The sequence below is a fragment of the Paracoccus chinensis genome, from assembly GCF_900102885.1.
Lineage (GTDB): Bacteria > Pseudomonadota > Alphaproteobacteria > Rhodobacterales > Rhodobacteraceae > Paracoccus > Paracoccus chinensis.
Genome location: NZ_FNGE01000007.1, coordinates 146,096 through 162,201, shown reverse-complemented (window position 1 = coordinate 162,201; position 16,106 = coordinate 146,096). Strand labels below are relative to the sequence as shown.

General features: G+C 70.3%; 12 protein-coding genes. All 12 read left to right on the top strand.

The genetic code is table 11. The features are described from left to right. The first annotated feature begins 4 nt into the window (after positions 1 to 4). Positions 5 to 2,725 carry a putative baseplate assembly protein gene (locus tag BLQ03_RS09315; RefSeq protein ID WP_090755148.1) on the top strand — a complete coding sequence of 907 codons (2,721 nt, stop codon included), beginning with the start codon at positions 5 to 7 and terminating at the stop codon, positions 2,723 to 2,725. Next, a complete protein-coding gene (locus BLQ03_RS09310; RefSeq protein ID WP_090755146.1) occupies positions 2,722 to 4,731 on the top strand; it encodes a hypothetical protein in 2,010 nt (669 codons plus the stop codon). Before BLQ03_RS09315 ends, BLQ03_RS09310 begins: the two co-directional genes overlap by 4 nt. Positions 4,732 to 4,752: 21 nt before the next feature. Continuing rightward, complete coding sequence (locus tag BLQ03_RS09305; protein ID WP_090755144.1) at positions 4,753 to 8,112, top strand: right-handed parallel beta-helix repeat-containing protein; 3,360 nt, start codon at positions 4,753 to 4,755, stop codon at positions 8,110 to 8,112. Positions 8,113 to 8,135: 23 nt separating this feature from the next. Then, the gene (locus BLQ03_RS09300; protein ID WP_090755142.1) at positions 8,136 to 8,408 is read left to right on the top strand and encodes a hypothetical protein; all 273 of its coding nucleotides are present in this window, start codon (positions 8,136 to 8,138) and stop codon (positions 8,406 to 8,408) included. A 255-nt stretch (positions 8,409 to 8,663) separates the two neighbouring features. Beyond that, a complete protein-coding gene (locus BLQ03_RS09295) occupies positions 8,664 to 10,037 on the top strand; it encodes an erythromycin esterase family protein (RefSeq protein ID WP_090755140.1) in 1,374 nt (457 codons plus the stop codon). Positions 10,038 to 10,156: 119 nt separating this feature from the next. Continuing rightward, entirely contained in the window at positions 10,157 to 11,161 is a 1,005-nt protein-coding gene (locus tag BLQ03_RS09290; protein WP_090755138.1) for an SDR family oxidoreductase, read from the top strand. Continuing rightward, positions 11,158 to 11,895, top strand: coding sequence for a DUF4336 domain-containing protein (locus BLQ03_RS09285; protein WP_090755136.1), 738 nt, complete (start codon positions 11,158 to 11,160; stop codon positions 11,893 to 11,895). The genes BLQ03_RS09290 and BLQ03_RS09285 overlap by 4 nt, the downstream gene beginning before the upstream one ends. A gap of 136 nt (positions 11,896 to 12,031) precedes the next feature. Next, positions 12,032 to 12,925, top strand: coding sequence for a siderophore ABC transporter substrate-binding protein (locus BLQ03_RS09280; protein WP_090755134.1), 894 nt, complete (start codon positions 12,032 to 12,034; stop codon positions 12,923 to 12,925). After that, positions 12,922 to 13,878 carry an ABC transporter permease gene (locus tag BLQ03_RS09275; RefSeq protein WP_090755132.1) on the top strand — a complete coding sequence of 319 codons (957 nt, stop codon included), beginning with the start codon at positions 12,922 to 12,924 and terminating at the stop codon, positions 13,876 to 13,878. Before BLQ03_RS09280 ends, BLQ03_RS09275 begins: the two co-directional genes overlap by 4 nt. Then, complete coding sequence (locus tag BLQ03_RS09270; protein WP_175558821.1) at positions 13,871 to 14,827, top strand: iron chelate uptake ABC transporter family permease subunit; 957 nt, start codon at positions 13,871 to 13,873, stop codon at positions 14,825 to 14,827. Before BLQ03_RS09275 ends, BLQ03_RS09270 begins: the two co-directional genes overlap by 8 nt. After that, positions 14,824 to 15,645, top strand: a complete 822-nt coding sequence (locus BLQ03_RS09265) for an iron ABC transporter ATP-binding protein (protein WP_090755130.1) — start codon at positions 14,824 to 14,826, stop codon at positions 15,643 to 15,645. Before BLQ03_RS09270 ends, BLQ03_RS09265 begins: the two co-directional genes overlap by 4 nt. A gap of 8 nt (positions 15,646 to 15,653) precedes the next feature. Continuing rightward, positions 15,654 to 15,944, top strand: a complete 291-nt coding sequence (locus tag BLQ03_RS09260) for a DUF2218 domain-containing protein (RefSeq protein ID WP_090755128.1) — start codon at positions 15,654 to 15,656, stop codon at positions 15,942 to 15,944. Positions 15,945 to 16,106: the final 162 nt, after the last annotated feature.

Here is a 16,106-nt window from a genome sequence, read left to right as displayed (position 1 = left end):
TGAGATGGCCGATGGCACCCAAACCTCCTGCGGCTGCTGCGACGGCATCGCCGTCCGTGCCCCGGTCGAGCCCGGGAACGCGCCGCTGCTGCCCGCCATCTCCTACCGCTCGGGTGACTGGCAGAGCTTTCGCGACACCATGCTGGCGCGGCTGTCCTCGGCCGATGCGGGGGCGCTTGCCGGGCTGACCATCCGCGACACGCGCGACCCGACGATCGCCCTGATCGACGCCTGGGCTGCGGTCGGGGACATCCTGACGTTCTACAATGAACGGCTGATGTCCGAGGGCCTGCTGCGCACCGCCGAGGAGCTGGATTCCCTGCATCAGCTCGCACGGCTGATCGGCTACCAGCCCGGGCCGGGCGTGGCCGCCTCGGCCGATATCGCCTTCACGATGGACAGCACCCCCGGCGCTCCGGCCTCGGTGGTCCTGACGCCCGGCATCAAGGTCCAGTCCACCCCCGCCCAGGACCAGGCGCCGGTCACCTATGAGACCATCGAGGGGATCGAGGCGCGCCCCGCCTGGAACGCGATCCGCCCGCAACTGGAGGCGCCGCAGGTCCTGACCCGGACCATGCGGCGGATCTGGATCGAGGGCACGGCCCTGTCCGCCGCGGCCGGCGACATGGTGTTCTTCGACGCGGCCGGCGAGCCATTCCTTTCGGTCGTCACGCGCATCGAACGGCTTGCCGCCGACCGCGCCGCGGACCCCGACGCCCGGGACTTCACCCTTCTGTGGGTCGAGCCGGTCCTGACCCCGCCCCTGATCGACGACAGCGGACCCGTCCATTCCGCCAGCATCACGCCGCCCGAGCCCGCGCTGAGCTATCTCGGACGCATCCTGTCGGCCGCCGAGTTCGCCGCAGAGGTCACGGCGGCCGGACATGACGAGGCCAGGCTGTTCGAGGTCTATGGAACGCTTGAAGCGGCCCGGCCGACGATCACGCTGCTCAGGGCCCATGCCCCGGTCTTCGGTCACACCGCGCCGCCATTCTCGACGCTGCCACCGGCGCTGACGGGCACGGTGCCGAACTACGAGGTCAAGGACGGCGTCGTCGTGGCGAACGGCGTCATCGACGGGCCCTTCAAGGGCCAGTCGGCCGCCTGGGCCGATGGCGCGCTTGCGGTGCTCGACACCGGCTCTGACGGCACGATCTTCGTCGAAGGGGCGCAGCCGCTGCTGGCCAACGGCTCGACGGTGATCCTGCGCGATGGTGACAACTGGGGCGCCTATACCGCCCGCGCGGTGGCCGAGACCTCGCTGTCGCGCTTCACCGTCTCGGGCAAGGCGATGCGGCTGCAACTGTCGTCCAGGACCGGGTTCGACAGGATGACGATCCGCGGCACCACCGTCTATTTCGCCGCCGAAACCGTGACCGTCGGCCGCCCCCGCCTGTCCGCCCCGGTCAGCGATGGATCATCGGAGCCGATGCGGCTGCACGGCTATGCGCCGGGCCTGCAGGTCGGCCAGCGCATCGCCCTCAGCGGTCGGCGGGTCGGGGACGGCGAGGCCGGAACCACGGCAATGGCGACGCTGGACGAGGTGACGCATGATTTCTCGGCCGGGGGCGGCACGGCGATCCGGTTCTCTCCGGCGCTGCCGGGCCCGTTCCTGCGCGACTCGGTCAGGATCAACGCCAATGTCGCAAAGGCGACCCACGGCGAAAGCGTCGCCGAGCTTCTTGGCGATGGCGACGCCACCGTGCCGTTCCTAAGTGTGACGCTGAAGCAGGCGCCGCAGACCCATGTCACCGACAACTCGGCCTCGGGCGCCGCGCCGACGCTGGAGGTGCGGGTCAACGACATCCGCTGGACCAGGGTGGGCAACCTGCTCGGCTCGGGTCCGCAGGACCGGGTCTATACGACCTCGACGGATGCCGCGGGGCGCACCACGGTGCGCTTCGGCGATGGCATCAACGGCGCGCGGCCACCCACCGGACGGCAGAACCTGCGCGCCACCTACCGCAAGGGACTGGGCCTTGCCGGTCGGGTCAAGGCGGGGCAGCTGAACGTTCTGATGAGCCGCCCCCTGGGACTGATCGGCGCCGTCAACAGCCTGCCCTCGTCGGGCGGCGCCGATCCCGAGCCCGCCGAGGGGATTCGCCAGAACGCGCCGCTGACCGTGCGGACGCTGGACCGGGCGGTGTCGGCAATCGACTTCCAGGACTTCGCACAGGGCTATGCCGGCATCGCCAAGGCCGAGGCGCGGCTTCTGGCCAATGGCGTCACGCAGACCGTGCACCTGACCGTGGCCGGGGAGGAGGGCGAGCAGATCCTGCCCGGCTCGGCGCTGCACGACGGGCTCTCGGCAGCCATCGCCAGCCATGCCGACCCCTATCGCCGGGTGCTGGTATCGAGCTATCGCCCCGCCACCTTCCACCTGGGCGCGCGAGTCAAGGACGATCCCGACTTCATCGCCGGGGATGTTCTTGCCGCCGTCCGCGACCGCCTGCGCGACCGGTTCGGCTTCGCGGCGCGCAGCTTCTCGCAGGCGGTCTGGATGTCCGAAATCGTGGCCGAGATCCACGCGGTCCCGGGCGTGGTCGCCGTGGACATGACCGGGCTGTGGCGGGATTTCGACCCGGACGGCACGCCGCGGCCGGAAGCGAACCTGCCCGGGCTGGTGGCCGAGGGCATGAGGCTTCTGCCCGACGGCTCGGCACTGGGCGCCGAGCTGCTGACCCTCCATCCCGGCGCCCTCGACAGACTGGTGATCCTGCCATGACCCTGTTTTCGCCCGAACAGATCCATGCCCGCCTGCCGGCGATCCTGCGCCTTCGCGACGGCCAGTCTGATGGCGCGCTGAAGGACCTGATCGGCATTCTCGGGCTTCAGGCCGCGATCCTGGAGGAAGATGTCCGCCGCCTCTACGACGACCAGTTCATCGAAACCTGTGCGCCCTGGCTGACCGCCTATATCGGCGACCTGATCGGCTTCCGGCCGATCCACGGCGTCACCCCGCAGATCGCCAACCCGCGCGCCCTGGTTGCCGGCGAGATTGCGCGGCGCAAGCGCAAGGGAACGGTGGTGGCGCTGGAAGCGCTGTCGCGCGACGTCACCGGCTGGCCCGCCCATGCCGTCGAATATTTCCAACGGCTGGTGTGGACGCAGAACATGAACCATGTCCGGGCATCGTCCTTCGGGTGGCCTGCGCTGACCGCGCCCGATCCGCTGCGCCCGGTCGATCGCGCCTTCGACACCTCGGCGCGGACGGTGGACGTGGGCCGCATCGCCAGCGGCGAGGGCCGGCACAACATCCGCAACATCGGCATCCACCTGTGGCGGCTGGCGGCGGTGCCCGTCCGCAGCGCCCCGGCAGCCGCGCTGGACGGGCACCGCTGGTTCTTCTCTCCGCTCGCGGCCAGCCAGCCGCTGTTCGCGCAGGGGCGGACCGAAACCGACATCGCCCATCTCGCCACGCCGCTGGACGTGCCGGACGCCATCCCGATCCTCGGCCTGCGGGACCACCTTTCCGCTTTCTATCCGCGCGACATCGCCGTGACCGCCGATGGGCTGGAAATTCCGGTCAGCGAGGTCCGCGCCGCGTATCTGGCCGACGAGGGCGGGGGCTGGGCCCATGACCCGCCCAGCGGCATCTACATCGACCCCGAGCGCGGGCGCATCGCCTTTCCCTCGGCGCAGCCGGCGCCGGCCGAGGTGGTGGTGTCCTTCAGCCATGCCGTCCCGCATCTGATCGGCGGCGGCAGCTACGACCGCGCGGCCAGCCTCGACGCCGGACTGGCGCCGGTCGTGCAGGCGGTCCATGGCGACGTGCTGCAGGCGGCCATCGACAGCGTCGCCGGCGGCGGCGGTGTCGAGATCGCCGACAGCGGGCGTTTTTCCGAAACCATTTCGCTGAACCCTGACCCCGACGTCCGGCTGGGGGTGCAGGCGGCCAACGAGCAACGGCCGACGATCATCGCGGGCGGCGACATCCTCGTCACCGGCGGCGCCTCGGCCGAGGTGGTGCTGAACGGCCTGCTGATCGCGGGCGGCGCGATCCGGGTGCCGGCGGGCGCGGGGATCCGGCGGCTGATCCTCAGTCACGTCACGCTGGTCCCCGGCCTGACGCTGGACGCCAATGGCGACGCCGTCTCGCCCGGCACGCCGTCGCTGGTTGTCGAGGCGCCGAACGTGGCGGTCGAGATCACGTCCTCGATCCTCGGCGGCATCCGCTGCGTGGCCGATTCCGAAGTCGCTCTGGCCGACACGATAGTGGACGCGGGCGCGCCCGGCAACGTGGCCTTCTCGGCGCCCGACGGGCTTTCGGCGGGCGGAACGCTGCAGGCGGTGGCCTGCACGCTGATCGGCAAGGTCCACGCCCGGCAGATGCCGCTGGTTTCCGACAGCATCCTCGACGCGCACCTGGCCGCCGGCGACGGCTGGACCCTTCCGGTGCGGGCCGAACGGGTGCAGGTCGGCTGCATCCGCTTCTCGGTCACGCCCCCGGAGACCCGCACGCCGCGCCGCCATCGCTGCCTTCCCGAAGGCGCGCGGCCGGCCGAAAGGGCCTGGGCGCAGCCGATGTTCACCGACCGCCGCTATGGCCGCCCGGCGTATATGCAGCTGTCGCGCGGCATTCATCCCGGCATCGCGACCGGCGCGGACGATGGCGGCGAGATGGGCGCCCATCACGGGCTGTTCGCCCCGCAGCGGATGGCGAACCTGAAACTCAGGCTGGACGAATACCTGCCGGTCGGCATGGAGGCCGGGTCGTTCTTCGAAAACTGACAGTCGGAAAGGAGTTCTGACATGACATTGGACATTTCCGGCAGGACATTCGACCCGCGCGACAACCACAACGAACTCCTCCTTGCACAGGGCAAGCTCACGCTCGACAGCGAGCAGAACGAGGCCGCCCTTGCGCGCGACCGGCGCTGGCGGGTCGAGACCATGGATCTGGTCGGCCGCGCCGGCTATCCGGCATGGCTGCCCGACAGCTTCCGGATCACCATCGGCGCGGGCGGCGGGCTTCAGATCGGGGTCGGCCGCATGTATGTGGACGGCTTTCTGGCCGAGAACCACGGGCTTCCCGCCGCCGAAGGCGGGACCGAGGATTTCGACGCCCCCCATGCCGAGCTGCGCTCGTCCACGGCCGTGCCCTTCGACCGACAGCCCTACCTTCCCGGCGGCTCCGCGCCCGACCCGACCGCGGGCGACGTGCTCGTCTATCTCGACGTCTGGCGCCGCGAGGTCGATCACCTCAAGGACCCCTCGCTGGTCGAGCCCGCGGTCGGCGTCGATACCGCCGGCCGCATCCAGACGGTCTGGCAGGTCAGGGCGCTGGGCGTCCCCGAAGGCGTCACCTGCGCTACGCCGGACGACGAGATCGACGCGTGGCAGGCCGAGATCCAGCCTTCCACCATCCGGTTGACGACCCTGCTGGTTCCGGTGGCCGATCCCGGCAACCCCTGCGACATCCCGCCCGGCCAGCGCCTGCGCACGACCGAGAACCGCACCTACCGGCTGGCCACCCACGGCCTGCACGCGGATGGCCGGCCACTGCTGAAATGGTCGCGCACCAACGGGTCGGTGGCGACCCGCGTCACCACCCTCGACAGCGCCACGCAGATCACGGTGGCCGAGGTCGCGCGCGACGACGTCCACCGCTTCGCCCCCGGCGACTGGTTCGAGATGATCGACGACCGGCTGGAATTCGCCGGAATGCCGGGGCTGATGCGGATGGTCGAGACGGCCGATCCGGCGACCGGGCTCATCACCTTCCAGGGCCCGGTCCCCGCCGGCACCTTCCCCGCCAATGCCGATGGCGTGCCCGATCCCGACCGCAACCTGCGCATCATCCGCTGGGACCAGAAGGGAGAGGTTCGCGCCTCGGGCGGCGCGCTGCTGGAAGATCTGGACAATCCGCTCGGCCCCGGAGTGTTCCCGGTCCCGCCCGCGGGCGAGTTCGTCGAGCTCGAGGCCGGGATCGCCGTCGAGGTCTCCTTTGCGCCCGGCCCGCAGAAGGTCCGGGTGGACGATCACTGGGTTTTCCGCGCCCGCGCCGCAACCGGCACGATCGAGATCCTGAATACGGCGCCGCCCGTCGATACGCATCACCACCATGCCCGGCTTGCGGTGGTGGAAGGCGGAGCAGGCGGCTGGATCGAGCCGATCGAAGATTGCCGCAACCCGATCGACACCGACGAGGAATGCTGCTGCACCTTTGTCGTCGCGCCCGGCGAGTCCATCCAGCAGGCCATCGATCAGTTGCCGCCCTCGGGCGGCTGCATCTGCCTGAAGCCCGGCACCCATGCGCCGCAGCAGACGCTGGTTCTCGGGCGGTCGGGCGTCACCCTGCATGGCGAGGCGAAGGGCGTCGTCGTGCAGGCGCCAAGGGGCGATCCGGCGCTTCGGATCACCGGAACAGCCCGCGAGCCCGCCGCCCGCAACCGCATCGCGACCATCACCTTCGTCGGCGACGATGTGCTGGCAGGCAACGGCGGGCTGCTCGACGTCAGCGGCGCCGACGATCTGGTGGTGTCCGACTGCCGCTTCTCGGCCGCCCCCGAGCCCGTGGGCATCGCCATCCGCATCGCGGCCTCGGATGAGGTGACCGTCCGGGATTGCCGCATCGACAGCGCCGTGACGGGCATCTACGTCACCGATTCCTCGGGCGACATTGTTGTGCGGGATTGCGGGATCGAGACCGGCCGAGTGGACGGCGGGCCCGGGCTGGTCGGCATCGGCATGGACCGGGCGACAGGGCCGATCGAGGTCTCGGGCTGCACGATCCGCAACGGCATCGCGGGGATCGTGGTCAATGACGACCCCGGCGGCACGCCCTTTTCGCTGGCCTTCCGTTCCCGCGTCACCGACTGCACCGTCGAATGTGCGGAAGCGCCCGAAGGCATCCCGCCCGGTGTCGCCATCGGCATCGACATGGCCGCCGGGATGGCCGAGGTGCGGGGCAACCTCGTCCGGTATCCGGGCCAGGGCCATGTCGGCATCCGGCTGGCCGCCGCCCGCAGCAGCGCCAGCGGGAATCGCTGCCTCCATGTCGGGCGGGTTCCCGGTGCCGCGACCATCGGCATCGTCGTGGGTGCCAGCGACCCGAACCTCGACATCCCGCCGCAGGTCGAGGACGTCGAGGTGTCGGGCAATGTCGTCGAAGGTCCGCAGAGCGGCATCGTGGCGCTGAACACGCAGGAATGCCGGATAACGGGCAACCACGTCGGGGGTGGCGGGGGCGAGGCGGCCGCGCCTGGCATCTTCGCGCAGGATTGCACGGGGCTGGACATTGCCGGCAATGACATCGGCGATTCCAGCGTCGGCATCGGCATCGTGCAGGGCGGCCGCTGCCGGATCGCGGACAACCGGATCGAGCGCGGCGGCTTCGGGGTCGTGGTGATGAACCAGGACGCCCCGACCGTGACCGGAAACCGCCTGCGCCAGCCTTCGCGCGGCGGCATCCTTGTCGCCGCCGCCACCGCGCGCGCGGTCATCGGCGGCAATCGCGTGCTGAACGCAGGCTTCGCGGCGCCGATCGGCACGGGCATCGGCTGCTATCTGGTTCTGGGCGAGACCGCGGTCACCGGCAACGAGGTGATGGACACCGGCCAGGGTCCGGACGGGCAGGCGTCGAATATCGCCTGGGGCATCTTCGGCGACCTCGTGCTCGAGGCCCTGGTTGCCGGAAACCTCGTCACCTACGCGGGCGGGCAGACCCGCGACGTGGCCAACGAGGACCGGGCCCTGCGCTATCGCGGGCTGCTGGAGGCGAGCGTGGTCCTTGCCGACCGGCGGATCGTGCTGGGGTTCCCGATCAAGATCCTCGGCAACAGCTTCACCGGCAGCGGCGCGACCGCCTTGGTCGAGATCCTGTCGCAGCAGCTGACCGACACCGCGAACATCCGGTTCGAGCGGGTCACCTTCTCGGACAACTACTGCATGCATTTCTCGCTGCCGCCCAGCGACAACCGCGCCACCGTCTCGCTGACCGGGCGGCACGCTGCGGTGGTCGGCAATCAGATCAAGTCGCTGGTGGGGGAATACTTCCCGGTCAACCTGAACTTCATGGATGCCACCTATGTGGGCAACGTCGCCGAAAACGTTCCCGTGCAGGGCGGCTTCGTCCCCACCCCGACCAACAGCTTCAACCTGGATACCTGAACCAGGATCGCGGAGTGACCCCGATGACCCTTGCCGAACTGATCGAAACCCAGCTCAAGGACATCCAGACGACCATGCGCGACGCGCAGCGGGCCACCCGCACCGCCGAGGATCTCGCCCTTCCGGCGAAGACCCTCGAAGCGCGCATCGCCCGGATCAACGGGCGGATCGAGCGTTTGCAGGCGCAACGCGACGAGACGGTGAAACGCCTGGAGGCCGCGATCGCCGAGCAAACCGAACTGCGCGACCGTCTGGAACGCGAGGCGAAGAACTGGTCCGACCAGCCGCCGCGCTAGGCTGCAGGCCCGAAAAGATCGTGGCAAGGCTCCGGGCCGGGACTGTTTCGCGCTTGGGCGCGCCCGTTTCATGGAAATGCTGTCATTCAGGTCGGCCGATGCTGCGCCTTCGAGCCGTTCTCCGGCCTGCCTGGCAGAAGATGGCCGAGTCGTTCCGGCGCGTCGGGAACAGCCTGACGCTTTGCCGGTTGGTAGGGGTGATGCAGCCCTGAAACGGAAAGCGCCGTGGCAGACTCCCGGAAGGAACCTGACAACATGCCGGCGCCCGCCAGGGGGCAGGGGGGTGGCGATCCGCACAGCATGGCAGGAACGCACAAGGACGCTGGCGAGACACCCTCAGGCCCCGCCGCCCTGATTGCCGGCCTTGCCGAACCCTTCGACGATATCGATGACGATCTTGCCGCGCTCTTCGACCGCTTCGCCGATCGCCGCGTCATCCTTCTGGGCGAGGCGAGTCACGGCACGGCCGAATTCTATCGTGCCCGCGCGGCGATCACCCGGCGGCTGGTCAGCCGTCACGGCTTCGGGATCATCGCCTGCGAGGCCGACTGGCCCGACATGGCCGTGCTGGACCGCCGGGCGCGCGACCGTCCCGGACCTGCGCCCTCCGAGCCGTTCCAGCGCTTTCCCCGCTGGATGTGGCGGAACACCGAGTTCGCCGCGCTGGTGGACTGGCTGAAGGGCGAGAACGCGGGCCGCGCGCCGGAAGACCGCGCGGGGCTCTACGGGCTCGACCTTTACAGCCTCGGCGCCTCGATCGAGGCAGTGCTGGGCTATCTGGACCGCCATGACCCGGAGGCGGCCGGGATCGCGCGGCGGCGCTATGGCTGCCTGACGCCCTGGGCCGAGGAACCCGAGCATTACGGCAGCGCGGTGCTGCGCCGCCGCTATGGCAGTTGCGAGGAGGCCGTGGTCGCCCAATGCCGCGAGATCCTGCAGCGCGGGATCGAGGGCGACCCTGAAAGCTATCTCGATGCGGCGCAGAACGCCCGGCTCGTCAGCGCGGCGGAACGCTATTACCGCGCCATGTACCAGGGGGGCGCCGCCTCGTGGAACCTGCGCGACCGGCACATGTTCGAAACGTTGGAACAGATCATGGAGGCGCGCGGGCCGCAGGCGCGGGCCGTCGTCTGGGCGCATAATTCGCATATCGGAGACGCGCGGGCCACGGCGATGGGACGCGGCATGGGCGAGCTGAACCTGGGCCAGCTCTGCCGCGAGCGCTTCGGGAAGGACGCCGCGCTGATCGGCTTCGGCACCGCCACCGGCACCGTCGCCGCGGCTGACGACTGGGGCGACGAGATGGAAGTGATGAAGGTCCGCCCGCCGCTGCCCGGCAGCTGGGAGGCGCTGTGCCACGCGACCGGCATCCCGCGCTTCCTGGCCGATTTCGGCGGTGCGCCAGCGGGCCTTCCCGACCGCCTGCTCGAACGCTTCATCGGCGTGATCTATCGCCCCGGAACCGAGCGCCAGAGCCATTACATGGAGGCCGATCTGCCGCGCCAGTTCGACGCCTGGGTCTGGTTCGACCGCAGCACGGCACTGACGCCCACGCCTCACGGCGGCGACGCCGACCCTGCCGCGCAGGCCGACCCCGGGGATGCGGAGATGTTTCCCTCGGGCCTGTGACAAGGCCGCCCCCGCGGCAAAGATGGATGCGCGGTGGAACGCAGGGGCGGTGGAACGGTTGAGTCTCGTGCAGGCGCCTGCCGCGACCGGCGGGAGCCGCCCCGGCAGAGGAGCCGCCCATGCCCGACAGCGCAGCCGCATCGCAACCCCGCAGCGTCGTGATCACCGGGGCCTCCAGCGGGATCGGCCAGGCGACGGCCGAGGCCTTCGCGCGGGACGGCGCGCGGCTGGTCATCGCCGCGCGCGACGCCCCCGCGCTGGAGGAAGTCGCCGGTCGCTGCCGCCAGCTTGGCGCCGAAGCCCTGGTCGTGCCCACCGACGTGACGCAGGCCGACGAGGTCGCCGAGCTTGCCCGCCGCGCCCTCGATTTCGCGGGCGGCATCGACGTCTGGGTCAGCAATGTCGGCGTGGGGGCGGTCGGCGCCTTCCACGAGGTGCCGCTGGACGCGCATGAGCAGATCATCCGCGCCAACCTGATCGGCCACATGAACGACGCCTATGCGGCGATTCCGATTTTCCTGCGGCAGGGCCATGGGATCTTCGTGAACATGATCTCGCTGGGGGGCTTTGCCGCCGCGCCCTTCGCCGCCGCCTACAGCGCCAGCAAGTTCGGCCTGCGGGGATTCGCCGAGGCGCTGCGGGGCGAGCTGGCGCCCCATCCGCATATCCATGTCTGCGATGTCTACCCGGCCTTCGTGGATGCGCCCGGCATTGCGCATGGCGCCAACTACACGGGGCGCGAGCTGTCCGCCCCGCCGCCGCTGATAAACCCGCGGCGGGTGGCCCGGGTGATCCTGGGCCTTGCCGACCGCCCCCGGCCCACGACGATGATCGGGATGCCGACCGCGCTGGTGCGGCTGGGCCATGCGATCTCGCCCGAGGCGAGCACGCGGCTGATGGCCCGCTTCATGCGATCGTACCTTTCCGACGCGCCGCCTGCGCCGCGCACCAGCGGCAACCTGTTCGAGCCACCGGCCGATCGGGGTGGCATCGACGGCGGGTTCAGGTCGCCCGGGCAGCGCGCGGGCGCCGTGGCGGCGCTGGCCGGGCTTGCCCTTGCCGGGGGACTCGCGCTGGCGCTCAGCCGCCCGGGCCGCCGGTCGCGCAGGAGGGATCGGCGATGACCGAGGCGACATATCCGCCGCTCGACATCCCCAAGCCCGTGGCGCAGGACCTGTGGGTCGTGGACAGCGGCCCGATGCGGGCGATGGGCGTAATCCCCATCCCCGTCCGCATGACCGTCGTGCGTCTGGCTAGCGGCGAGATCCTGCTGCATTCCCCGACGCGCCACCTGCCGCAGTTGCAGGCCGCGCTGGAAAGCCTTGGCCCGATCCGGCACCTGGTCGCGCCCAATATCGTTCACTGGACCTTTCTCAAGGAATGGCAGACCCAGCTTCCCGGGGCCCTCACCTGGGCCGCGCCGGGCCTGCGGCAGCGGGGGACAGTGAAGCGCTCGGGCGTGCGCCTTGATCGTGATCTGCACGAAGGTCCGCTGCCCGACTGGCCCGAGGAACTCGACCGCATCATCGTGCCCGGCGGCGGCGGTTTCCGCGAGATCGCGCTGTTCCACCGCCCCAGCCGGTCCCTGATCCTCGTGGACCTCGTGCTGAATTTCGAGCCCGAGAAGCTGCCGTTTCCCCTGCGCCCCTTCGCGCGGGCGATGGGCATCACCGCCCCGGACGGCAAGGCTCCCGCCTATCTGCGCGCGGTCGTCAGGATGGGCGGAAGCCGGGCGTGCGAGGCCGGGCGCCGGCTGCTGGCCACGAACCCCGAGCGGGTGATCTTCGCGCACGGCAAGTGGTTCGACCGCGATGCGGGTGCCCGGCTGGAACGCTCGCTGCGCTGGCTGACCCGGTAGGGCGGGCGGCTTCCCTGCGGGTCAACAGTCGTTGAGGGAATTAGTCGGCATTGTTGACTCCGGCGGCCTTGCTTCATAATCCGCGGCAGGCGCGACGGCGGATGCCGCGCACCCATGCCCAGGAAAGGACGCGTTCATGCGCATGATCTTGTCGGCCGCCGTGGCGGCGCTGATGGCCTCTGCCGCTCTTGCCGAAGTCACGGTCGAGACCGCTCAGGGACCCGTGGCCCTGCCCGGCACGCCCGAAAAGGTGGCGGCGCTCGATCTCGGCGTGGCCGACTCGATGATGGCGCTGGGCGTGACGCCGGTGGCGGTGCCGGACAAGCTTTACCTCGATCACCTGCAGCCCTTGGCGCAGTCGGCGGCCCCCGCTGGGACCCTGCAAGAGCCGGACCTGGAAAAGCTCGCCGCGATTGGCCCCGACCTGATCGTGGTCGCCAACCGCTCGGCCGTGAAGAAGGACGCGGTGGCGCAGGTCGCCCCCGCCATCGACATGACCGTGGACGGCGCCGACCTGATCGCCGACGCCAAGGCGCGGCTGGCCGGGCTGGCCGCGCTGTTCGGCAAGCAGGCCGAAGGCGAGGCACTGGCCGCAACGCTGGACGGCAAGCTCGCCGCGCTGGCCGAGGCCGGCAAGGACAAGGGCAGCGCGCTGGTCGTGCTGACCAACGGGCCGAAGATGTCGGCCTATGGCGAGGGATCGCGCTTCGGCTGGATCTACGAGGTCACCGGTCTGCCGCAGGTGGACGCAACGCTGAAGTCCGAAGCCAATCACGGCGATGCCATCAGCCATGAATTCATCGCCCAGGCGAACCCCGAATGGCTGTTCGTTCTGGACCGCGGCGCGGCCATCGGCGCGGACGAGCCCTCGGCCCAGGCCACGCTGGACAACGAGCTGGTGCGCCGGACCGATGCCTGGAAGAACGGGCACGTGGTCTATCTGCTGGCCGACAACGTTTATCTCGCGCCCGGCGGCTATACCGCGCTGACCGAGACGCTGGACGCGCTGACGGCGGCCCTGTCGGAATGACCGCCCGCCCGCTTGCCGCGGGGCTGGTCCTGGCGCTGCTGGTGCTGGCGAGCCTCGGCCTCGGAGCCGCGCAGATCGGCCCGGGCGCTGCGGCAGGCGAGGGCTGGACGACGCTGGTGCTGATGGAATCGCGCCTGCCGCGCACGTTGGCGGTGCTGCTGACCGGCGCGGCGCTGGCCGTCGCGGGCGTCGTGATCCAGAGCCTCGTGCGAAACCGCTTCGTCGGCCCCGACACGGCGGGCACGGGCGAAAGCGCGGCCTTAGGACTGCTGGCGATCACGCTGCTGGCGCCGGGGGCGCCCATCTGGGTCAAGATGGTGGTGGCGAGCCTGTCGGCCATGGCGGGCACGGCCCTGTTCCTGCAGATCGTCCGCCGCCTGCCGGTGCGCGAGGTGATGCTGGTTCCCATCGCGGGGCTCGTCCTGTCGGGCATCATCGGCGCGGTCGTGACCTGGATCGCTTGGGAGGCGGACCTGCTGCAATTCGTGGGCACCTGGCTGATGTCGGGCGAGTTCTCGGGCGTCATCGCAGGTCGCTATGAACTGCTCTGGATCGCCGGCGCGGCAGCGGGGCTGGCTTGGTTCGCGGCTGACCGCTTCGCCATCCTGTCGCTGGGAGACCAGGTCGCGACGGGGCTGGGGCTCTCCACACGGGGGGTGATGCGGCTGGGTATGGTGGTCGTTTCGGTCGTCTCGGCCATGGTGGTGACGACCGTGGGCATGATCCCCTTTGTCGGGCTGGTGGTGCCGAACATCGTCGCGCGGGTCATGGGAGACAACCTGCGCGCCTCGATCCCCGTGGTCGCCGCCGGCGGCGCGGGCCTCTTGCTGGCCTGCGACCTGGTGGGAAGGATCGTCCGCCACCCCTACGAGATCCCGGTCGGCACGATCCTGGGCGTAGTGGGCTCGGTGATCTTCCTGTGGCTGCTCTACCGGCCGGCTGTCCGTGGATAGGGCGGCGGCCACCCTGATCGCCGCGCTGCTGGCGCTGCTGGCAGCCGCGTCGCTGGTCTGGATGTTCCAGGGGATCGGCGGGGGCAACCGTGCCTTTATCCTGCAGCTGCGCGGGACCAAGCTGGCCGGGCTGGTGGTCGTGGGCGCGGCCACCGGGATCGCCACGGTGCTGTTCCAGACGGTCGCGGCGAACCGGGTGCTGACGCCCTCGATCATGGGCTTTGACGCGCTTTACGTGCTGCTGCAGACGGCGATGATCGCCGCCCTGGGCGTCGCGGGCTTTGCCGCGCTGCCCGCGGGGGCGAAGTTCCTGGCCGAGGTCGCGGCGATGTCGCTGCTGGCGGCGGCACTGTTCGGCACGCTTCTGGGCCGGGGCGCACGGGACATCCCGCGCACGATCCTGACGGGCGTGATCCTGGGGGTGATGTTCCGCTCGCTGTCCAGCTTCCTGGCCCGCGTCATGGACCCCAATGCCTTCGCCACCGTGCAGGCGGCGAGCTTCGCAAGCTTCGGCAGCCTCGACGCGGCGCTTCTGCCCGTCGCGGGCATCATCGCCGGACTTTGCGTTGCGGCGGCGCTGTGGCTCGCGCCGCGTCTCGACGTTGTGGCGCTGGGGCGCGAGCCCGCGATCTCGCTGGGGCTGCGCTTCGACCGGCTGGTGCTGGTAACGCTGGGGCTGGTGGGGATGCTGGTCGCCGTCTCGACCGCACTGGTGGGGCCGGTGGCCTTCTTCGGCCTGCTGGTCGCGGGGCTGGCGCATGGGCTCGCGCCATCCGCCCGCCACGCGGTGCTGCTGCCCGCCGCCGCCCTGATCGGCGCGGCGATTCTTGTGACCGGCCAGGCCCTGTTCGAGCGCCTGATGGGACAGGCCGCGACCCTGTCGGTCGTCGTCGAGTTCGCGGGCGGCTTGTTCTTCCTGTTCCTCCTTCTGAAAGGACGTGTCCGATGATCCGCATTGAGGGCGTGACCCATCGCATCGGCGCCGCGCCGATCCTGCATGACATCGACCTGACCCTGCCGCGCGGCAAGCTGATTGCGCTGATCGGGCCGAACGGGGCGGGCAAGTCCACGCTGCTTCGGCTGATCGCCCGGCTGGAGCCCCTGCAGGCGGGCCGTATCGAGATCGACGGGCTGGACCTTGCCACCACGCCGACCGAGCGGCTGGCCCTGACCATGGCCGTCATGGGCCAGCAGACCCATATCGCCAGCCGGTTGCGGGTGGCCGAACTGGTGGGTTTCGGCCGCTGGCCCCATCACCACGGCCGCCCCAAAGCCGCCGACCGCGAGGCCGTGCGGCAGGCGCTGGAGGCTTTCGGGCTGACCCTCCTCAAGGACCGCTTTCTGGACGAGATCTCGGGCGGGCAGGCGCAGCGCGCGCATCTGGCGATGACCTTCGCGCAGGGCACCGACTGGTTGCTGCTGGATGAGCCGCTGAACAATCTCGACATGGCCCATTCCCGCGCGCTGATGGCACGGCTGGCGGATCTGGTGCGCGGCAGCGCCCGCAGCGTCGTGACGGTCGTGCACGAGGTCAACTATGCCGCCGCCTGGGCCGACCATGTTGTCGCCATGAAGGGCGGCCGGGTCGTGGCCGAGGGCCCACCCGAGACGGTGCTGACCGAGCCGGTTCTGTCCGCGCTGTATGACACCCCTGTCGAGGTCATGCGCCACGACGACCGCCCGCTGGTCCTGCATCACCACTGGCACGACCAGCTTGGCACGCCGCTTCCGGTCCGGACTGACACCGACCGACCCACCCTGCATTGAGGACCGCCATGATCTCGACCGCCCGCTATCCCACGCCGAACGCCTCGAAATACGTTCAGCAACTCGCCAAGCACTTCGCCCACAAGATCGAGGTCCGCGCCGAGGCGGACTCCGCGGCTTTCGAGATGGAGGCGGGCAGCGTCCGGCTTCGCGCCGAGGATGGCACCTTCGTTGCCCGGGTCGAGGCCGAGGACGCCAAGGGCATCATCAACCTGCGCTATGTCATCGACAAGCATCTGGTGATCTTCGCCTTCCGCGACGGCTTCACCGGGCTGGAATGGCGCATGGCGGACGACTGAGGCACTGCTGCCCACCGTTGCCGATTATGCCCGCGCAGCCGAAAGGGCGCTGCCACCGCCCGTTGCCGCCTAGGGCATGGGCGGGACGGGGGGAAATCACCCTGCGCGGCTTGGGGGTGCCGGACATGGGCCAGCCGATCGGTAAAGGTCCTGGACGGGATC